The organism is Algoriphagus sp. AK58 (assembly GCF_014324365.1).
Taxonomy (GTDB): Bacteria; Bacteroidota; Bacteroidia; order Cytophagales; family Cyclobacteriaceae; genus Algoriphagus.
On sequence record NZ_QEIG01000005.1, the window covers coordinates 339,071 to 358,317 of the forward strand.

12 protein-coding genes are annotated in these 19,247 nt (G+C 41.9%); 6 read left to right on the top strand and 6 right to left on the bottom strand.

Features of this window, described 5'->3' with window-relative positions; translation table 11 throughout:
- The first annotated feature begins 3 nt into the window (after window positions 1-3).
- The 4 genes from DDT91_RS05215 to DDT91_RS05230 all read left to right on the top strand — a co-directional run bounded on the left by DDT91_RS05215 (window position 4) and on the right by DDT91_RS05230 (window position 4,538).
- Window positions 4-1,215 carry an FtsX-like permease family protein gene (locus DDT91_RS05215; protein WP_187175076.1) on the top strand — a complete coding sequence of 404 codons (1,212 nt, stop codon included), beginning with the start codon at window positions 4-6 and terminating at the stop codon, window positions 1,213-1,215.
- 11 nt (window positions 1,216-1,226) lie between these two features.
- A complete protein-coding gene (locus tag DDT91_RS05220; RefSeq protein ID WP_187175077.1) occupies window positions 1,227-1,955 on the top strand; it encodes an ABC transporter ATP-binding protein in 729 nt (242 codons plus the stop codon).
- A 54-nt stretch (window positions 1,956-2,009) separates the two neighbouring features.
- Window positions 2,010-3,134, top strand: a complete 1,125-nt coding sequence (locus DDT91_RS05225; RefSeq protein WP_187175078.1) for a hypothetical protein — start codon at window positions 2,010-2,012, stop codon at window positions 3,132-3,134.
- Between the two features lie 273 nt (window positions 3,135-3,407).
- Window positions 3,408-4,538, top strand: a complete 1,131-nt coding sequence (locus DDT91_RS05230; RefSeq protein WP_187175079.1) for a hypothetical protein — start codon at window positions 3,408-3,410, stop codon at window positions 4,536-4,538.
- Window positions 4,539-4,749: 211 nt separating this feature from the next.
- Here DDT91_RS05230 and DDT91_RS05235 read toward each other — a convergent pair whose 3' ends face one another.
- The 6 genes from DDT91_RS05235 to DDT91_RS05260 form a co-directional block, all read right to left on the bottom strand.
- Window positions 4,750-5,634, bottom strand: a complete 885-nt coding sequence (locus DDT91_RS05235; protein ID WP_187175080.1) for a glycosyl hydrolase family 17 protein — start codon at window positions 5,632-5,634, stop codon at window positions 4,750-4,752.
- A 5-nt stretch (window positions 5,635-5,639) separates the two neighbouring features.
- Window positions 5,640-7,973, bottom strand: a complete 2,334-nt coding sequence (locus DDT91_RS05240) for an MFS transporter (protein WP_255502026.1) — start codon at window positions 7,971-7,973, stop codon at window positions 5,640-5,642.
- A gap of 47 nt (window positions 7,974-8,020) precedes the next feature.
- Window positions 8,021-9,181, bottom strand: a complete 1,161-nt coding sequence (locus DDT91_RS05245) for a glycosyl hydrolase family 17 (RefSeq protein WP_370539290.1) — start codon at window positions 9,179-9,181, stop codon at window positions 8,021-8,023.
- 143 nt (window positions 9,182-9,324) lie between these two features.
- Window positions 9,325-11,070 carry a glycoside hydrolase family 3 N-terminal domain-containing protein gene (locus tag DDT91_RS05250; protein WP_187175082.1) on the bottom strand — a complete coding sequence of 582 codons (1,746 nt, stop codon included), beginning with the start codon at window positions 11,068-11,070 and terminating at the stop codon, window positions 9,325-9,327.
- Between the two features lie 22 nt (window positions 11,071-11,092).
- Window positions 11,093-14,548 (bottom strand): hypothetical protein, encoded by a 3,456-nt coding sequence (locus DDT91_RS05255; protein WP_187175083.1) that lies wholly within the window; start codon window positions 14,546-14,548, stop codon window positions 11,093-11,095.
- Between the two features lie 97 nt (window positions 14,549-14,645).
- The gene (locus DDT91_RS05260) at window positions 14,646-15,941 is read right to left on the bottom strand and encodes a glycoside hydrolase family 2 TIM barrel-domain containing protein (protein WP_187175084.1); all 1,296 of its coding nucleotides are present in this window, start codon (window positions 15,939-15,941) and stop codon (window positions 14,646-14,648) included.
- A gap of 308 nt (window positions 15,942-16,249) precedes the next feature.
- Here DDT91_RS05260 and DDT91_RS05265 point away from each other — a divergent pair, with 308 nt between their 5' ends.
- The gene (locus DDT91_RS05265) at window positions 16,250-17,716 is read left to right on the top strand and encodes a DASS family sodium-coupled anion symporter (protein ID WP_187175085.1); all 1,467 of its coding nucleotides are present in this window, start codon (window positions 16,250-16,252) and stop codon (window positions 17,714-17,716) included.
- A 326-nt stretch (window positions 17,717-18,042) separates the two neighbouring features.
- Window positions 18,043-19,104 (top strand): serine hydrolase, encoded by a 1,062-nt coding sequence (locus tag DDT91_RS05270; protein WP_187175086.1) that lies wholly within the window; start codon window positions 18,043-18,045, stop codon window positions 19,102-19,104.
- The last annotated feature ends 143 nt before the right edge of the window (window positions 19,105-19,247 follow it).

Genomic DNA, 19,247 nt, shown 5'->3' on the forward strand with positions numbered 1-19,247 from the left:
GCTATGAACCTGAAAATGGCCTGGAGAAACGTATGGCGCAATAAAACCCGAAGCCTCATCATCATGATCTCGGTGGCTATCGGTTTGTTTGCAGGCCTGTTTGTCTTAGGGCTTTATGAAGGGATGATGAGTGAACGGGTACGTACAGTGATTGATACCGAAGTAGCTCATCTACAGGTTCATCATCCTGAATTCAAAAAAGACTATGACCCCAAGTTTACAATAGATGAGAACCTTCTGGAGAATGAGTTGAAGAAGATTCCCGAAATCAAGGCTTTTTCCAATAGAGTCCTTGCACAAGGAATGCTTGCCACAACGACAGGCACATCTGGAGTCCAAATCATCGGTATTGATCTGGAGGACGAAAAGGAAGTTTCCAGGGTGGATCTCAAAGTCAAAGAAGGGGAACTTTTGGACCCCGGGAAAAAAAATGGAATTCTGATCAGTAAAAAGCTAGCCGGGAAAATGAAGCTTAAAGTGGGTTCAAAACTGGTTCTTACGTTTACTGATATAGAGAATACGGTGACTTCCGGTGCATTTCGGGTGACAGGAATTTATCAAACCATTAATACGCCATTAGATGAACGGATTGTTTATGTCAATCGAGCTACACTGATGGACGATTTGGGACTACGGGAAAGCAGCCATGAAATCGCTGTGATTCTGAATAAAGACGAGGATCTTGATTTGGTGAAAAATGGAGTTCAAGCTCAATTTCCTCAGTATTCAGTTTTGACTTGGAAGGAAAATTCTCCGGAAACTGAATTATTGGTAGGCACCATCAATCAATATTCCTCTATTATCATTGGGATCATCATGATTGCATTGGCATTCGGCATTATCAATACCATGTTGATGTCGGTCATCGAGAGGACCAGGGAAATAGGAATGCTGACCGCTTTAGGGATGAACAGAAAGAAAATTTTTCTCTTGATCCTGACCGAAACGCTCATCCTCACATTGGTAGGAGTTCCTATTGGATTTATTTGTTCTTGGTTTTCAATCCTTTACTTCTCCAAAACAGGAATTGATATTTCCTCTTTTTCAGAGGAAGCGATGTCCAGTTTTGGATTTGGAAGTATGATCTATCCGGAATTTCCTTTTGCGACGATGGATAGCGTGCTGCTGATTGTATTCATTACCGCCTTGATTTCCGCTTTGTTTCCTTCATGGAAAGCCATCAAACTTCAGCCTGCTGATGCGCTAAGGCAATAATTCCCACAACTATGAAGACTGTCATTGATGCCCATAACGTAAGCAAGACTTTTAATCCGGACACCATTCCGATTTTGGCGGTAAATAATGTGCATCTCCATTTGGAAAGGGGAGAGTTCACTGCACTCGTAGGTCCATCAGGTTCCGGCAAAACTACCTTGCTGAATTTGCTTGGTGGGTTAGATAAACCCGATAAGGGAAGTATTCTAATCAATGGCAAGGACATTACACAGCTTTCCCCGAATGCACTGATAGATTTTCGTCTGCACCACATCGGCTTTGTTTTTCAGTCTTTCAATCTGATTCCTGTCTTGACAGCTAGGGAAAATGTTGAGCTTATCATGCAACTTCAGCATAAGAAAAAGGAAGAAATCGATGAAAGAGTACTGAATCTCTTCAGGGAGATCGGGATGGAAGACAAGATGGACACACGTCCGGCCCAATTATCCGGAGGACAGCAGCAGCGAGTGGCGGTAGCGAGGGCCTTGGCATCCAAACCTCAATTTGTGTTGGCCGACGAGCCTACCGCTAATTTGGACTCCAAATCAGCCACCAATCTCCTGGACATCATGGCGAAATTGAATCAAGAGGAAAATATCACGTTTATATTTTCTACCCATGATGCGCGGGTCATTGAACGGGCAAGGAGAGTGATCACTTTGGTTGACGGTCAAATCCATTCTGATACTGCACGGGTACCTACTGATTTACCACATGAAGGAGAAAAACCAAGGAATTAATCTATGTGTACTTCCTTAGGCATATGGAAGTTTTTGAGGATTATAAGCTTATCCATGCTGATAACTCAAGTTCTTTTTGCTCAGACGGAGACAAAATTGTCACAAAAATTGGAATTGAGGGGATATTTGAAAGACCTGCAATCCCTTACTTTCAACAGATCATTTGACAGTCTGGTCACTGGAAATTTGATTCATAATCGGCTGAACCTAAAATGGAACCCGAGTCAAAAAATTCGGGGAGCCGCAGAATTTAGGACAAGACTTTTTTGGGGTGAAGAAGTAAAATACATTCCAGAGTTTTCTTCAGGAATCCGAAATCCCAATGAATGGATCAATGCTTCAGTGATCTGGTTTGAAACTGAAAGTATGCTGATGCAGACCTATGTAGATCGGTTTTGGCTGGAGTATCAAAGTAATGCTTTTGAAATTCGCCTGGGAAGACAGCGAATTAATTGGGGAATCGGTACGATTTGGAATCCGAACGATATTTTCAACACCTATAATTTTCTGGATTTTGATTATGAGGAAAGACCGGGAAGGGATGCGGTGAAAGCCAAATATCACCTAACCGAAATGTCAAGTTTGGAAATCGCTGCCTCTGCTGCTGATCAAAGCAATAAAGCGGTGGTAGCCGCAAAGTATAATTTCAATAAGTATAGCTATGATTTTCAGTTTTCTGCAGGGGTTTATCAAGAAATTTTGACCTTGGGAACCGGCTGGTCGGGAAGTATTGGCCAGGCAGGTTTCAAAGGAGAAATTCAATATTATGCCGCCCATAGAGATACTACTGCCCAACTCAACCTGACCATGGAAAGTGACTATGTCTTTGAAAAAGGTTGGTATTTGAATCTAGGCTTTTTACTCAACAGTAAAGGAATAGATGAGCCGATTGAAAACATCAGTCTTTTTAATTTTCAACTTTCACCGCAGAATCTAATGCCCACCAAATGGAACGGAGTCTTTACCACAGCTAAGCAATTCACGCCATTGTTTTCTGGACAAGTTTCACTGATTTATGCGCCGGGAACCCACTTGCTCCTGGTCCTTCCATCCCTTCAATACAATCTTGCCACCAATCTGGATGTGGACTTCACCTGGCAGTCTTTTTATGCAAAGCAGTCAGAGAATTTTCAGGGTGTGATTCACCGGGGATTCTTAAGAATGAAGTGGAGTTTTTGAGTCAATGACCTATAGGATAGGGTGATAACCTGAAATTTGGTTTTTATTCTTGAGATAAGTATTACTCTAGGACGGAAGACTTGTTTTCAAAATATATTTTGTTAACAGATAAATTCATTTTACCACTATAAAATTGTTTTTTGATCCCGATTTCTCTGATCAAAATCAGAAACGTGTGTACTGTTTATCACAACCGAAAAAAGGGTAAGTTATTAATTTAGAATAGGTTAGAATGTGTCTAACTCTTATATCTAAAACAAAAACCTAAAAGTCATGAAAACCTTAAAAACATCCCTAAAATTGGGTCTTTTCTTGGCCAGCGCGTTGGTTTTCACTTCATGTGAAATGGATTATAATTTGGCAGGAAATGGCCCCGGAGGCGGTGGGCCAGGTGGTAGAGGCAAACCCGGAGGAGGAGAAACTGTAGCAGGAAATAATCTTTCTTTCCCTGTCATTTGGGCAGAAGGTACAGATCTTACTTTGAGAGAACCTCCTGTAGGTTACGACATAGATGATGTGGTGACAGGAGGTACTTGGTGGTATGTATGGGGAGTAGATCCAATAGATCCCGCTTACCCAATTTATAGCTGTTTGCCGATAGTAGGTGCAGATCCTTGTTATCTTTCTGCCACTCCTATTCCTCCTATTGATTCCGTTTACAAAGCCTGGGTTCAAAAGGATGTGAGAAACTTTTGGCAGGCATCAGATGTAAATGCGTTAGAACCAGTCGAAGTTGACGTGGTTGATTGGGGAGACAACCTGGAATCTGTAGATTGGTACCTTACCTCCAAAGTAAGAACCGAAATGGGCTTGTATGATAACGCCCCAGTTGAGGCACCTTATCGTCAATATGCGATGAGACACGTCTCCGGTTGGGGAACAGATGAGCTTCACGGTTTACAAACCACTTTGGAAGATGAGGTGGTATATGGTCCCGGTACTCAAGCTACCGTATATACAGAGCATGCTAGGTTAACTATCCAAAAAATCACCTCTGAAACACCTGAACTTACCTGGAATCCTGAAACTCACTTGTGGACTGGTGATGTGTTGCCACCTGTGGTCAATAAACCCGTTTGGGAAGAAGGTGACGGTCCAACATTCTTTAATGCAGAGGTAAACATTAAAGGTAAAATTATTTTCGGTTATAACTGGGATGTGAAAAGGGCAAATGATGGTGTTGGCGTGTACCGAATTACCTTCAGCTTTGATGAAACCTATCCTGGTGGTACTGCTTTAAATACCTTCTTTACTGAAAGTACAATTCTGGAAGGTGCCGAAGTCATTCCTACAGAGGATGAAGGAGGTCCAACAGCCGTGATTGACGTGGAGAACAACCTCACTTACATTGACATTACCATCTTGGGGAATAAGGGAGGCGGAAAAGGAGGTAAAGGCAACTAAGTAATGGATCAACCCCAGTAGTAAACATGGGTTAAACCTCGCCATAACCAAATGCGAGGTTTATTTTTTTTGACTTCGACACTGGGACACTCAAAGTCAAAAACTGAAAATCATAACGTAAAGAATATCAATGAAATATGTCGAATCGGCACTTGAGACAGCCGAAGTCAGGAAAAAGGGCCGATTGGCCCTTTCTTAATTATCTATTGATTCAATATTTCAAATGTTCATCTTTATCCCATATTCCCCAATAGGCACCCACATCCCCTTCAGCGCCCACTTTCCAGGATTCATCGAAAGAAGAGAAATAAAACACATCAATAGAATCCAGTTTTGACCAAGTTTGGATATTGATGAAGTATTTCATGAAATTATCATCAGAGGGAACAGCTCCATAGAGTGGAGTCCCTTGACTTGGCCAGCCTGTTTCTGTGATGATTACTTTTTTGCCTTTGCCTGCTCGAACTGCCCGGTTATACATGTCTTTGATGTACAACAAAGAATAATCCAGTGCACAACCTTCCCAGTATGGATAGCAATTGGCCAAGATTACATCGCAAGCCTCAGTGATTCTTGGTTTATGTTCAAACTCATAATAAGCATCTACGTAGCCAATCGGAATTTTAGGAAGCTCTTTTTTCACTTTTTCAATGAAATCAAGCAATTGATCTTCTGTCAGGTCTTTTCTGTACAAGACCTCGTTGCCCACCGCGGCGATATCCACATAACCCTCTTTAGCCAACTTAATCAAACCGGCCACCTCCTCTTGATTAACCTTGTCATCTTTACCCAACCAAGCACCTACCAGAGTTTTCATCCCCATCTCTTTGGCAATGATAGGGATCAATTCGTTCCCTTCGGTACAGGAAAAGGATCGGACCCAATTGGTATAGGGGCGTATAATTTCCAGTCTTCTACGAACTTGTTCTTCAGTCAATTGATCTCCTGGCTGTTGCCCTTCCACATAAGGACTGAAGCAGAGGCCATGCATGCCTTCCTTTAGTAGTTCATTGAATGATTCAGCCAATTCTTTCGATGATAATCCCTGCAGGTTTTTTCCTGCCAGGGCCAAGATTTTGTCAGCATTAAACGACATAATTATCAGTATTTAAGTTTTTCATATTTATCCCAAATTCCCCAAGCCTGTCCTACATCCCCTTCGTGCCTTACCTTCCAGGATTCGTCAAAAGAGGAGAAGTAAAACATTTCCACGTTTTCCTGTTGACTCCATACTTGGGTATTGATAAAGTAGCGCATGGCATTTTCCGGGGAAGGCTGCGCTTCATGGATGGCAGTACCTTCGTTTGGCCATCCTGTTTCTGTAATGATTATTTTTTTACCATTGACTGCATTTTTGGTCAAGGAGTACATTTGATTCAAATGGGCCGTGGCATGAGTAATGTTGCTGCCTTCCCAGAAAGGATAACAATTGATCAACACCACATCACAAGCATCCACCAGGGCAGGATGTTTGATAAACTCATTATATGCATCCACATATCCTACAGGAATTCCCGGGACTGCCTGTTTGACCCGGTTGATGTAAGCAATCAATTCTTCCTCTGTTAAGTCTCCCCTCAGCAACACTTCATTTCCGACCACAGCTATGTCAACCATACCTTTCTTAGCCAAGTCAATCAGCGCTGCGATTTCTTTTTCATTTGTTTCTTTGTTGCTATCCATCCAAGCCCCGGCCATAGTCTTAAGACCTTTGTCTCGAGCAGCTTTTGGAATAAACTCATTTCCATCTGTACAGGAGAAGGACCGAATCCATTTCGTGTAAGGAGCTACAATTTCCATCCTTCTCTGAATCTGCTCTTCGGATAAGCGATCCCCGATGTTTTGTCCTTCCAAATAAGGACTAAAGCAAATGCCATGAAGCCCTGTATTCAAGGTGTTACTGAATACATTTTTCATTTCAGCAAAGGAAGTATTGGAGATATCAAAATCCGTTTTCAGGGTCTCCCTTTCGCCTATGACTAGGGATTCACTGGTTTGGTAAACAGCGGTAACTTTTATGGGTTCAGTTTTTTTACGGGCTTGCAATTCGGCTCGGATTTCATTTGCTCTTGCTTCATCGACATCGTAATCGTGCATGAGGTACATGGCCGCTATCGTTCCTAGCATGGGCAACCCTGAAAAGAACAGCCTAAGACCATCAACAGCGCCTTCCGGCTGAACAGCTGCATTACCGTCAAAACCTACCACCGTCAAAATCAAACCACTCAAACCGCCGGCAATGGCAAATCCGAATTTGACCATGTACCAATAGATGGCGCCAAATACTCCTTCCCTCCGTATGCCATAGTTTAATTCATCCAGGTCAATAACATCGGCAGTCATGGACATCATTAACACAAAAAGACTTCCGATTCCAAAAGAGTGGAAAGGGAGCGAAAAGATGAACATCCAAGGTTTGCCTGGCACAAACAGGAACCATAAAGAAGCATAGCCTATAAGAGCAATGCTTTGCGATACCATGAAGGCGTTTTTCTTGCCTATCTTTCTGGACATCCAAGCCACTATTGGGATGACAATAAAGGTGGTGACCAGTGCACCAACACTACCGAATATAGGTGTCCAGTAACCAGCTGCTCCGGCATCTCCATTGAACAAATGCCAAACCACGATAAAAAAGACAAAGCCTGCCACCGTGTTAAAACCATTGAAAATAAAAAATGTAGAAAGGCACAGCTTTCTGAAAGGGGTAGAGGAAAAAGCTTCTTTGAATCCTCTGATGATTTGGGAAAGGCTATCCCCAATTGCATTGAATGTCAAGGGGGAGAAATTTTCGTTTTTGGTGGATTTATTGGGAATGAATATGGCAGGTACCATAGCACAGATGGAAAAAACCACAGCAACCCAAACTGCCAACTGTCGGGTTGCAGCTTCAGGGCTGGGGAACCAACTGGGGTCGTACATTATCACCCAAAACCAAGGAGCAATCACCCAAGCCCACTGACCAATCCACTGGGCAATAGCCATAATTTGCGTACGCTCATGGAAGTCCTCGCTCATTTCATAGCCCATGGCTACATAGGGCACACTGAAAATGGTCAGTCCGATATAAAAAGCAAATGATCCTAAGAGAAAATAGATGAAATTATAATTCACACTATTGTCCCCGTACAGCTGCCACATTACCGAAAAGGCGATCCCCATGACAATAGCGCCAATAAACACATATTGCCTACGTCTTCCCCATACAGATTTGGTGTTGTCAGAGATAAAACCCATGATGGGGTCTGTCACTGCATCGAGCACACGGGGAAGGAAATAAACCATGCCCCACATCCAGCCAGGGAACCCGAGATTCTGTACCAGTACCACCATGAATATTCCTAGTGATGCGGGAAACATTTGATTGGCAAGCATACCTACCCCGAAGGCAATCTTCTGACCCATCGGGACTTTTCTAGCAGTGGTTATGGACATGGTTATTAGGGTTTTAATTTTTTAGATAAAGGTTTTTCAAAACTGGTTTATTTGGAAGGTGGAGCCATTACTGTCCTCAAAAGATTTTCCTGATTTCCTTCGAAAGATTTCCTTATTTTATTTCCATCTCGGGTGAGGTTTTCAAAAATGCCCTGTTCTACAAGATCCCAAAGCGCATATTTCGCTTCTCCTGTCTCAGTGAATAGTCCAAAATGATTTTCCGAGCCAATGGGGTTGTTGGCATCCTTCCAGGGTTCATTAAAACCTTCAAAAAAGAAACAGGAAATACCTGCCTTATTGGTCCATTCGCGCATAAGCTGGTAATAGCGGGCTTGCTTGTATTCATCCGTAGCATGAGATCCATCTGGCCCATATAGACCGTCTGAAATAGTTGCCCAGCCTGTTTCCCCGATGTGAACTGGCTTATTTACTCCAAGACTTTTCATGTAATTGGTTACTGAATCATATTGAGATTTGGCAAAATCCACAGCCCGGATCATGGCAGCATCGACTTTTTCGATTTCAGACCACTTGGATTCTTCTATGGGCACTCTCCAAAAATCCGGATTGTAATGGGTGTTGTGATAAGGATAGGTATGCATGGAGATGTAATCCACTGCTTTAATCAGTTTATTAAGGTCCTCTGTGTGGTACAGAGGATCTCCTCCTCCCCAAGAAGCAAAATCATCCGAACTCGTAATCCAAAGGTCTTTAGGTAGTTTTCCTTCGGCCTTAAGTCCTTGAAGGTAATTGACCCATTTTAAGATCACAGATGGCTGAACATAATAGCTGGTAGCCCACTTGACCATGGCTTCATTTCCCACAGCCAAAACTTTCACTATGTCAGGGTATTGGTTCGCCAGCGCTACAGCTCGGTCTATTTCCTCTGCGTTTTGTTCGCTTTCCACCTCATGATCAGGCTCTTGGCCTGTCCAAGCATTTTTACAGTCAATCCAGGCGCCTAACATCAAATACATTTCAAAGTCAGAATTCTCCTTCTTTAGTTCGGAAATGGCTTTGAGCAGATTGGAAGCATGGGCAAATTGCACGTTGTAGGTGCGCAGAACTCTTATGCCCATGGCAGAAAGGATTTTCATATCCTCTTTCAATTGCTCCACACTGGGTTGAATTTCCCGTGATTTTGCTCTGTATCCTTCGTAAGAAATGGCCTGATAGGCCGGGTTGCCTAAAATATCTTTTGCTGTCACTTCTATGTTTTTTTCTGATTGTATTTCTGATTTATTGGTGCAAGAAAAGCTTAGTGAAAAAGCTAATCCCATGCAAAATGATCTAACGAGTGCTGAATTCATACTAAAGTGCCTTTTTAAGCATGATTAAATAAATCATTTGTTTACAGTTTGTTATGGTAATTTAATCCGAATCCAAAAGGATAAAGCGGCTCTATGGAATTGTCCCAAAAGTTGGGTCCATATTTTCCTTTGTAATCTTCCACAGACTTTGGCCAGGAATGAGGTAATTTTCCTTTAAAATCAAATTGTCCAAAGAGTACTTCAGCAATTCCATCTCCCTCCGAACCCGGCAACCAAGCGGCTACAAAGGCATCACTTTGCTCGATTTGTTGAGTCATCACCAAGGGTCTTCCTGAAATCAGGATGACCACGGTTTTAATACCTCTTTTTGCGTAAGCAGTAATGAATTTCTGCTGTTCCTCGGGAAGAGTGAGTTGGAAAAGATTCATTTCCCCTCCGATATCTCCAAAAAACTCCGCATAGGGATTTTCTCCCACCACAATCACGGCAACATCCACATTTTCCACTTCGGCTGTACCCTCTCGGTCGTATCTTACTTCGTGAAGGGTAAACTTCTTGATTCCCTCAAGGATAGTGGTTGCGTCTTTATAGTTTTCTGTAGTGCCCTGCCAGTTGACTGTCCAACCTCCAGATTGCAAGCCGGAATTATCAGCCATAGGCCCTACTACCACGATTCTTGAGGTTCTTTTAAGAGGCAAAATGTGGTTTTCATTTTTCAAAAGAACCAAGGATTCTCTTACGGCCTGTCTGGCAACTGCTCTGTGTTCGGGGATCCCAATTTTTCCAATGAGGGTTTTGTCTGGAAAGGGATGATCAAAGAGGCCGAAACGGAATTTTTGCCTCAGAATCCTTCGTACAGCATCATTGATTCGATTTTCTGGGATACTTCCATCCAAAACGCCATTGCGAACTCCTTCTTGAAACAAATCCAGATCCCCATCTACTGCCATCACCATGTCAATCCCCGCATTGATGATATCATTTTGCCCAAATCGAGAGTACGCCTTCCAATCCGACACCACAATCCCATCAAATTTCAATTCCCCCTTCAAAAGATCACTAATCAAAGCCTTGTGGGCATGCATCGGGATTCCATCCAAAGTATTGAAGGACGCCATGATCGAAGCAATTCCCGATTCGATGGCAGCTTGATAGGGGGGAAGTAGTCGCTCGAGCACTTCCTCCCGACTCAGCGTGGTACTACCGCCTTCCACTCCAAAATCTGTTGCCCCGTCTCCAATAAAATGCTTGGCTGTGGCCAATACCCCAGAATTTCCGAATTTTCCTTGATGCCCAATCACCGAAGCCTTGGTCAATTCAGCAGTTAACTCAGTGTTTTCTGAGAAGGCCTCATAGACACGTCCCCATTTCTCATTCATAGGAATGGCCACACAGGGTGAGAATACCCAATTAAATCCGGTTGCTTTGGATTCAATCGCTGTGATGGCAGCGGCTTTTTCTACCAGTTCAGGGTTTGCCGCCGCACCCAATCCGATATTATGAGGAAAAATAGTGGCGCCTTCGTAGGTGTTCTGACCATGCACAGCATCGACTCCAAATATCAAAGGGATTCCCAATCTGGTGGACAATGCCTGTTTTTGTAATTCGGAAAATTTTGACTGCCATTCAGCGGCATTATTGCCCGGAAGAGGACCTTGGGTATGGATAACGGAGCCAATAAACTTGGTTTTGATTTCCTCAGGGCTGATGTCATCAAAATGGCGGACCTGACTCATTTGACCGATTTTTTCCTCAAGGGTCATCTGAGCTATCAAATTTTCTATTTTTTGCTCCAAATCCGGATCGGTAGTGATATTCTTTGCCATAGAACTTTAAAAGAGTAACTCTTTACCTCAACAAATCCTTGGTTAGGTACACGACCAATTTTTTGACTTCTCCCGTTCGATTGAAAATTTTTCTGCTTAGATCTTGATCAAGGGTTAAGGTACCTTCTTGAACTGCCTTTATTCCTCCTTCAAGAATGGCTTCCAGCCTTTTTTTAGATCCTAATTCATAAACAACCGGCACTTGACAAAAGGTAAAGCAAAGTGAATTTTCACCAACTGGAGTTTTGATAGAAGTTCCCGTGATATCTATCCACTCAAAAACCTGACCCTCATTCAAAAACTCCGATTCCTTCAACATAAACGGGTTAAAGGATAGTTGACCGTTTTCAATTGCTACACCAAGCTCCCCAAAACGACAAATGATATCTTCTTTCACTTGTCCTGTCATCCCGGGCTGCTGTGCTCCTTTGTGGGCTGGAGTGTGAGAGTAAGGGTCGGTTGGGAAGGCACCGTACAGGGCAGGGGATTTGTGTACCCCAATCCCCTCGTTAATCTCATAGTAGTGGGCGATCAATTTTCCCAGAATCTCATCTGAGGCTTTTTCTTTATAGGCTTTTACGCAGCACTCAAGCACGGCAAGTTGAAGTTTGGATACCATGTGCCAATAAATTGATCCCAATCCTTCATAGCCAAAGAAAGTACCTGACCTGCCTGTAAAGGCTTTATGGTTAAACACCTTTTCGAAAACCTGAAGCACTTCATTTTTACTGGACTCAGTCAATGGGTAAGCATCCTCATCTAGGGCTTCAAAAGCAACAAGAAGATCTGAGGCATTTTTAAAATTACCATTGAAGTGATAGTTACCATTGATGTCTTTTTCTATGATGCTCTTGTTACCATCTTTTAGCAGATGCGTCAATAAGGTAGATTTTGATACTTCTGATTTAGGAATGTTGTTTTTCTCCAAAAAACCCGGAAGTTCTTTATCAGGATAAAGCAGGTAACTGTATTGGTCTTTTCTGAAAAGTGCACTTGCTTTTAAGGCATCGAGCGTTTGAAGCGCTTCTGCTGAGGTTAAATAGCCTGAGCTCAAAGCTGCTACCTGACCTTCGAGCATTTCGCTGAGGTAAGAAATAGAGACTTCCTCCTCGTTATCCAAAGACATCAAATTGTAGGCATGATAAAGATGGTCCTCTCGTTTATTCGCGCGTATGGTGTGCTCAAGGTAGCTTTGACAAATGGCAACGAAGTCCATCAATTCTTGAATTGATAGTGTTTTTCGTTGATTGCTAAATGACTCCTTGTAAATTTTCAGCCTGTATTTGCTGGCAGCAACACCTAAAGCATCAAGCACTGTTTTCCTGTTTTTATTGCTGATGGGGCCTGATAGCAAGTGATGATTGGAAAGTAATGCAGCAAAAGTCTCCTCAAAGAACTCCAACAATTCCTCTGAAATCTTAACCTCTGCGACTGGACTTTTTTCAAGAGAATGGATAAGGTAGTTCAAAAACCTTCTAAGGTAGTACAGAGTCACCATTGATACCCCGTTTCCTACCAGTGCGTTATTGGCATCATTCCATTCAGGCCTTTGAGTGTTCATCCAAATGCCACCTTCAGGAATGAAATTGGAAATCTTGGCCAAAACAGTTGCCAGTATCTTTTCAATAAAGTTTACGCGATGGATGGTGCCACTTTGATTTTGGAGTAGGGCAGCATCAGAACCCAGTTTATTCCATCTTTTTTGGATGGCATGGTCCAGTTCATGGTCAAAATCAATCGTGTCTTTAGGGTTCTGGAGGATTTCCTCGTAAGACTTGATTTTGTAAGGCACGTTGGCGTAGACAAAAATATCCTCATTGAAAAAGTTGGCTAGACTTCCGGGAGAATAGTTTTCTGAAAATTCCAAAAACTTAAGCAGGTAGATGATCTGATGATCTCCCCAATAACCAATATAAGACCAAGGGTCATCGGCCTCGATTCTTTCCCAATCAATCCCGTTTTTAGTAATGCGGTAAGGATTATAACCATCAAATGTTGAGGCATTTAAGAACTTGAGTATCATGCCATCAATGAATTCGGGGTAGGAGAAGGCAAGTGCTTCCCAATTCTGGAAAATATCTCTCCAGTTACCTGCATAATACAAGACTTTGGCTCCGTCAGATTCATTCTTGGTATTGATGGAGAATTGATTCCAAGGCCTGCTTGGGTCTCCATGACGTCGACTGAATTTCAATGGCAAGTACTCTAGGCAAAGCCTTTTAAAATTCAGATCTGTTGATTGACTGGCAAGTTTTTTATTGACAGAGACAGAAAATTGATCCGGCAAGGATTCTAGGATGTTTTTATGGTTTGCGAAAACTTCCCGATTGGCATTCAATAAATTACCCTTCAAGTCTCCCTTTTCGATTTGATAATTATGATCAAAAATACCTCCACGCATGATGTTAAATATGGCATTGGCAAAGTGACGTGTATCCTTTAGAAGGTCTGAGGTTAGTTGCAGTCCATCTGAGGCAGCATTAAGTGATACCAATTCACGTGTTCCAAGGTCAATGTCCTCCTTGACCTTGGAAGCTAAATTTTTATCGTTTTGGATTGATGCTGCCAAAGAGGAAATTTGAGAAACATTTTGGTTGATATCGGCCAAAATCATCCATTCCATCTTTTGACCTGCTGCAAAAACCAAGTCAGCATTGATGAAGTAGGCACCTTTTTTTGCTTTGATGTCTGTTTCTTCAGTGATGGTTTTACCATTTCTGAAGGCATTCAATTGAGAAGAGGAGAGGAGACGCTTGGCATTTTCTATTCCTAGAGACCAAGCAACGCTGGCTTTCAATGCCTCACTGGGTTCAGGTTTATCTACGATGATTGCGCTCAAGGCAAAAATTCCGATACCACTTTCTTGGTCGAGTTCATTTCTTTTATAAGCATCTACCAAGTTGCTGCTTCTATTCTGCAGTGCGCTGCCCACTCCATATGGCATGATATTTTGGATGCCATCTATCAGGGAAAGGTTCACTGTGGAATTGCTTTGGTTGATCAGTTTGCTGGTTTTAACAAAGCCGTAGGACTCACTGGTACACCATTGGTATTGAAAAGTCAGGTTTAAGTCCAAGTTTTCTTCTTCAAAAAGAATCTTATTGCCATAAATGTTCTTGTAGAGGTTTCTCTGGAGTCGGTAGAGGTTCGAATAATGAATTGAAAAAGGCTCCCAAATGTGGAAGTTTCCTTCTTTTTGAACTCTGATGATGGTTTTTGAACCTGTAATCTCTGCCGATTCGATGATTTTGTCATCGGTGTAGTAGGGGAAGAGGGCGTTTTCAGGATCTTTCCTCCCGGCACTCAAGCCACCATTGCTACCGATAAACAACCAATGGTTGGAATTACTTACAATGCTCATGAAAAATGGCTGAATCTGATCCGAATTGGTTATTTTCAAATACTTCTCGCCATCTATTATAACTGTCTGTAATTTAACTTCTTGACTATCTCTATATTCAGTGGAATTGTAATTCATATGGGAGTCTATTTTTGGTGGGTTTTTAAAGCAAACCAAATTCCTCAAAGGGATTTGGTAAATTAAAATTTAAAGATTTTTTAGTTTTTCTTTGGAATCATTGAGGAGATATCAGCTTATGCTGTTCAGCTTTTGATACTGCATCAGCTAAATCTATGGAAGCAAAATGGTTTTCTATTTTTTCTAAGGTCATTTCAGCGGAGTAGGGGTTTAGTTCATGAACTTTCTGAAGCGCATAATATGCCGCTCTAGGATGAAGTTTGTAAAAACCCTCTGCATTGGTCGGACCTTTTGCACAGATCCCAAACCACTCCTCGTTCATATTATTCTCACCTTCCACATAATCATGAAGGTAGCCTCCATTGGCCCAAGAAGATTCAGTATTATGGATGTTAAGATCCTTGGTTTGGCCGTATTTCCACCATCCGTCACTGAACTGGAACGTGTATCCTCCAATTGAATTTCCTGCTTTTCCCAATCCTGCGGCGTTTTCATAAACCTCCTTCCAATTGCCAACCAAAAAATAAGCTTGGGATTCCTGGTCCTCCATCTTTTTGACAGAGTGAAAGGCATCTGCGCCAAATTCAGTCAATAAAACGGGTTTATTTAATTCATCCCGCACTCGTTCAAAAGTGTCTCCAAATGAAATTCCCCTGTAAATGTTCGTTCCGAAAATATCGATGTCTTTACATTCCTCTTTGATAATCTCCATAAAGAGCAGGTCGCCATTGCAAATTGCTATCGGAACGCTGGCGTCAATACTTTTCATAGCCACCGTTGCCTCATTGAATAATTTGTACATGGCAGTGGCTCTGAGGGTGGATTGTTCGTCTTGTACAGGGATATCTTCTGTTTCGGCACCAGCCCAAAACAATCCATAGTTGTTTTCATTGCCAAGAAGGTATAGTAAGAGACCGGGAGTTCCTCGATATTCTTGGACCAAATCGGTCACCTCTTTTACTAGTAGTTCTTTTACCCGAGGGTCCGCATAATCCGTATTTTCCATCCAATCACCCTCAATAGGCAATCCATACCTTCCGAAGGAATGGTTGAGCATCGTATAAATGCCATAATTTTCAAAAATATATTGAATCCATTTCGGGGGAATTCCTGTGTATATTCTAACTGAATTGACGCCTATATTTTTTAATAAGGACATTTCAGCATCCAAGGCGGCCGCGATATAATCCTCAGGCTGATCCCAAAGAATATAGTTGAAATTCGTGTCAATTGGGAAATAATCCCAATTCATTCCATTTATCATGAAATCTTCACCCTTGACCTGTAGTCTCATTCCATTTTCATCATGGACAACAGCTACGAGATTATTTTGGGCGTTTACATTTATGGTTGAAATAAGCAGGCCTAATGCTAAAAAGTGGAAATATTTCATCACATTTTAGAAATGAATGTTAGGTTAATAAACATGAACTTTTGCATCAATTTTTCATGAATTTCCTAATAAAAGAGTTTTGAGCAAATTGAATGACTACATCAATTCTTTCTCTTTGCTACTACAAAACCTCATTTAAAGGGGCAAATAGCCAATTTAAGCCTGTTCTTGACTATACTCTGGCTTAATGGTGTAAAGTCTATTCTATTTTTGTTTTATAATTTATATTATGTTAAATAAAAATTTTAATCTTTCGATTCCCTACTTTTCCTAACTTCCCATCAATCCATCCAACACTGATCAATCTCATGAATCATTGGCTTCCCCGATTGGGCCTTTACTTGGGACCTGTTTCTTTTCTTCTAATCTATTTCCTGTTTTCCTCACCTGATTTAAATCCCCAAGCTAAAGCCATGTTGGCCATGACTGTTTGGATGGCAGTTTGGTGGATCACTGAGGCTATGCCTATCGCCGGCACAGCATTGTTGCCTTTGATTCTTATGCCATTACTTGGGATTCTAAAAATTGATCTTGTATCCGCTAATTACATGCATCCCACTGTGCTCCTTTATATGGGGGGTTTTTTATTGGCGACAGGAATTGAAAAGTGGAATTTGCACCGAAGGATTGCACTTAACATAATAAATTTATTAGGCACTGACCTTCGTAGAATCGTATTGGGATTTATTCTAGCGACAGGATTTTTATCTATGTGGATCTCCAATTCGGCCACCGCATTGATGATGTTACCGATCGGTTTGGCAGTAGTCGGACAGTTCAAAGAACAACTTGGTGATTCGAACTATTTGCTTTCCAGTAATTTAGGTAAAAATATCATGCTTGGGATTGCTTATGCTTCTTCTATCGGAGGCATGGCTACCTTAATTGGCACTCCAACCAATGCTATTCTTTCTGCTGTAGTCAAAGAAATGTATGATTATAGTATTGCCTTTGATCAGTGGATGTTATTCGGACTTCCTTTTTCTCTAATTCTTTTGGGAATTTGTTGGTATTACCTGGTTTCTTTTGGCAATCCTCTTCCTCAGAACTTTCGTCTTGGAGATGGCAAATCTGTAGTATCACAACAGCTTAAGGCATTGGGAAAAATTACTTTCGAAGAAAAAACGGTTATGATCGTTTTTGCTCTGGTTTGCTTTTCTTGGATTACACGAAGTTTCTTTCTAGTCAATTTTATTCCTGCGCTTGATGACACCATTATTGTTTTGACGGGAGTAGTATTACTCCTTCTTCTCCCCTCCTCGCGTTCAGGTGAACGGATTTTGGACTGGAAAACGGCGGAAAAGATCCCTTGGGGCGTGTTGATTCTTTTCGGAGGTGGTTTAGCATTGGCAGAAGGTTTCAAAGAAACCGGTCTTGCCGAATGGATAGGTCAAAAATTCACCTTGATCGAAGGGGTTGGTTTCTTTGTCTTATTACTGATTATCATTGCTTCAGTTAATTTTCTCACTGAAGTCACTTCCAATGTGGCGACTGCATCCATGCTTTTGCCAATTTTGGCTTCGGTGGCTATCAAGTTAGATCTTCATCCATTTGGCCTAATGGTCGGAGCAACTTTGGCAGCTAGCTGTGCCTTTATGCTTCCGGTGGCCACTCCGCCCAATGCGGTGGTTTTTGGTTCGGGTTATTTACAGATGAAAGACATGGTAAAAGCCGGACTTTGGCTGAATATTCTTTCCATTCTGATCATTACTCTGATGGTTTATTTTGTGTTGCCATGGCTTTGGGGGATTGAATTGGAAGCTTATCCATTTTGAGTTCGGACCGGAGTTGAATCTTAGACTACTCCGAGCTTCTTAATTCGGTGTTTGATAGTCACTCATCGATATTTCATGTTCATTTCATATTCGACGGTTCATTCAGGACATTGGACGTTCATCACCCTTTGCGTGCAATTTGATAATCAATTTTGGAGGTCTAACGCGGATGATGACTATCGAACTCAGATGCCATTTTTGCCATCCTAAATCATTTCTATCCCAAAAACTGCCTGTTTCGTCCCATTTTTTTGATTGACTTGAAGGTGTGCTTTAATCTTGGTCTTAGTTAGTAAAAAGACGAAAACTAAACCAACTTCTACTTTATGCACACCTTTTCAACCCTTATGATTTCCTCGGCCATGAGTCTGGGAATCATGCCATTAACATCGGAAAAGATATTTGACGAAAGGGATTTTAAAATCTTGGAGCAAACTGCCAAAGAACTGGAATTCTCGGGTTCTATGGCGATTTTCCAAGGGGATCAATTGGTTTTCCATTTTTCCGGTGGTGAAGCAAATCCGGAAACAGGGTTGGAAAACGACCTTAATGTCCGATTTAATATCGGCTCCATCGGAAAATCGCTCACTTCCATTCTTATTTTCCGTCAGGTGGAAACCGGGAATATTGATTTGGACCAAACCATTGATCAGTATTTGCCGGAAGACGAACGAGTACCCAATGACAGTCTGATCACAGTTCGCCATTTGCTCACCAATACTTCTGGATTGGGAGATTTCTTTGACAGTCCGGATTATGTAGAGAGCCAAAGGTATGATGTAGAAAGTCTTTTTCCCTTGGTTCAAAAAATGGCGCTGATCAAAGAAAGACCAGGCATGGGATTGGATTATTCCAACTCGGGTTTCATTGTTTTAGGACGCATATTGGAACACCTTCACGGAAAATCCTATCAATCCATAGTTCAGGATGAATTACTTAATGTATTGAATATCAATTATTCAAATCCGTTCAATTATGCGTCCGGATGGAAGCTGGAAAATGAAAATTGGGTCCTAGGTGAAGGGAATGATCCGGCTTCATGGTCTTCTGCAGGGGGAATTTTCCTGAGCATTCAGGAATTGCACCGATTGATTTCTTTTTTGGTTCATGATGGATACTTGGATCAAGAAACCAGGGAGTTGATGTGGAAGCCTCAAGTACAGCCTTCCCATGAGCCACCATTTGTCCATTATGCTTTTGGATGGATGGTCGAAAAGCCCCAAGACCTTCACTTCATAGGGCACAATGGAGGTGTCCGTGGATTTCAGGCCGCCTTCCGCTATCTACCCCAAACCGACACTTACATCTATACCTTCTCCAATCGTGAGAATGGTGCAGAAGGATTATTCATGAAAGCCTTGATGCAATTGATTCAAAAAGCTGAATGAAAACGATGAATTTTCCAGATTCCAGAGATTCCAAACAACGAAAAGTATTTTACCTGCTTATCCTTGCCGGCTTGGTTTACAACCTTTTCTGTGCCCTTGTAGGATGACTATCCAACTCAAAAAAACTTTCCAAAAAATTCCTC

Excerpts from the sequence above, each read along its gene's own strand:
- DDT91_RS05215 (WP_187175076.1), top strand. The coding sequence starts at position 4 with ATGAACCTGAAAATGGCCTGGAGAAACGTATGGCGCAATAAAACCCGA.
- DDT91_RS05235 (WP_187175080.1), bottom strand. The coding sequence starts at position 5,634 with ATGTCGTTTAATGCTGACAAAATCTTGGCCCTGGCAGGAAAAAACCTG.
- DDT91_RS05255 (WP_187175083.1), bottom strand. The coding sequence starts at position 14,548 with ATGAATTACAATTCCACTGAATATAGAGATAGTCAAGAAGTTAAATTA.
- DDT91_RS05220 (WP_187175077.1), top strand. The coding sequence starts at position 1,227 with ATGAAGACTGTCATTGATGCCCATAACGTAAGCAAGACTTTTAATCCG.
- DDT91_RS05265 (WP_187175085.1), top strand. The coding sequence starts at position 16,250 with ATGAATCATTGGCTTCCCCGATTGGGCCTTTACTTGGGACCTGTTTCT.
- DDT91_RS05270 (WP_187175086.1), top strand. The coding sequence starts at position 18,043 with ATGCACACCTTTTCAACCCTTATGATTTCCTCGGCCATGAGTCTGGGA.
- DDT91_RS05225 (WP_187175078.1), top strand. The coding sequence starts at position 2,010 with ATGCTGATAACTCAAGTTCTTTTTGCTCAGACGGAGACAAAATTGTCA.
- DDT91_RS05260 (WP_187175084.1), bottom strand. The coding sequence starts at position 15,941 with ATGAAATATTTCCACTTTTTAGCATTAGGCCTGCTTATTTCAACCATA.
- DDT91_RS05230 (WP_187175079.1), top strand. The coding sequence starts at position 3,408 with ATGAAAACCTTAAAAACATCCCTAAAATTGGGTCTTTTCTTGGCCAGC.
- DDT91_RS05240 (WP_255502026.1), bottom strand. The coding sequence starts at position 7,973 with ATGTCCATAACCACTGCTAGAAAAGTCCCGATGGGTCAGAAGATTGCC.
- DDT91_RS05250 (WP_187175082.1), bottom strand. The coding sequence starts at position 11,070 with ATGGCAAAGAATATCACTACCGATCCGGATTTGGAGCAAAAAATAGAA.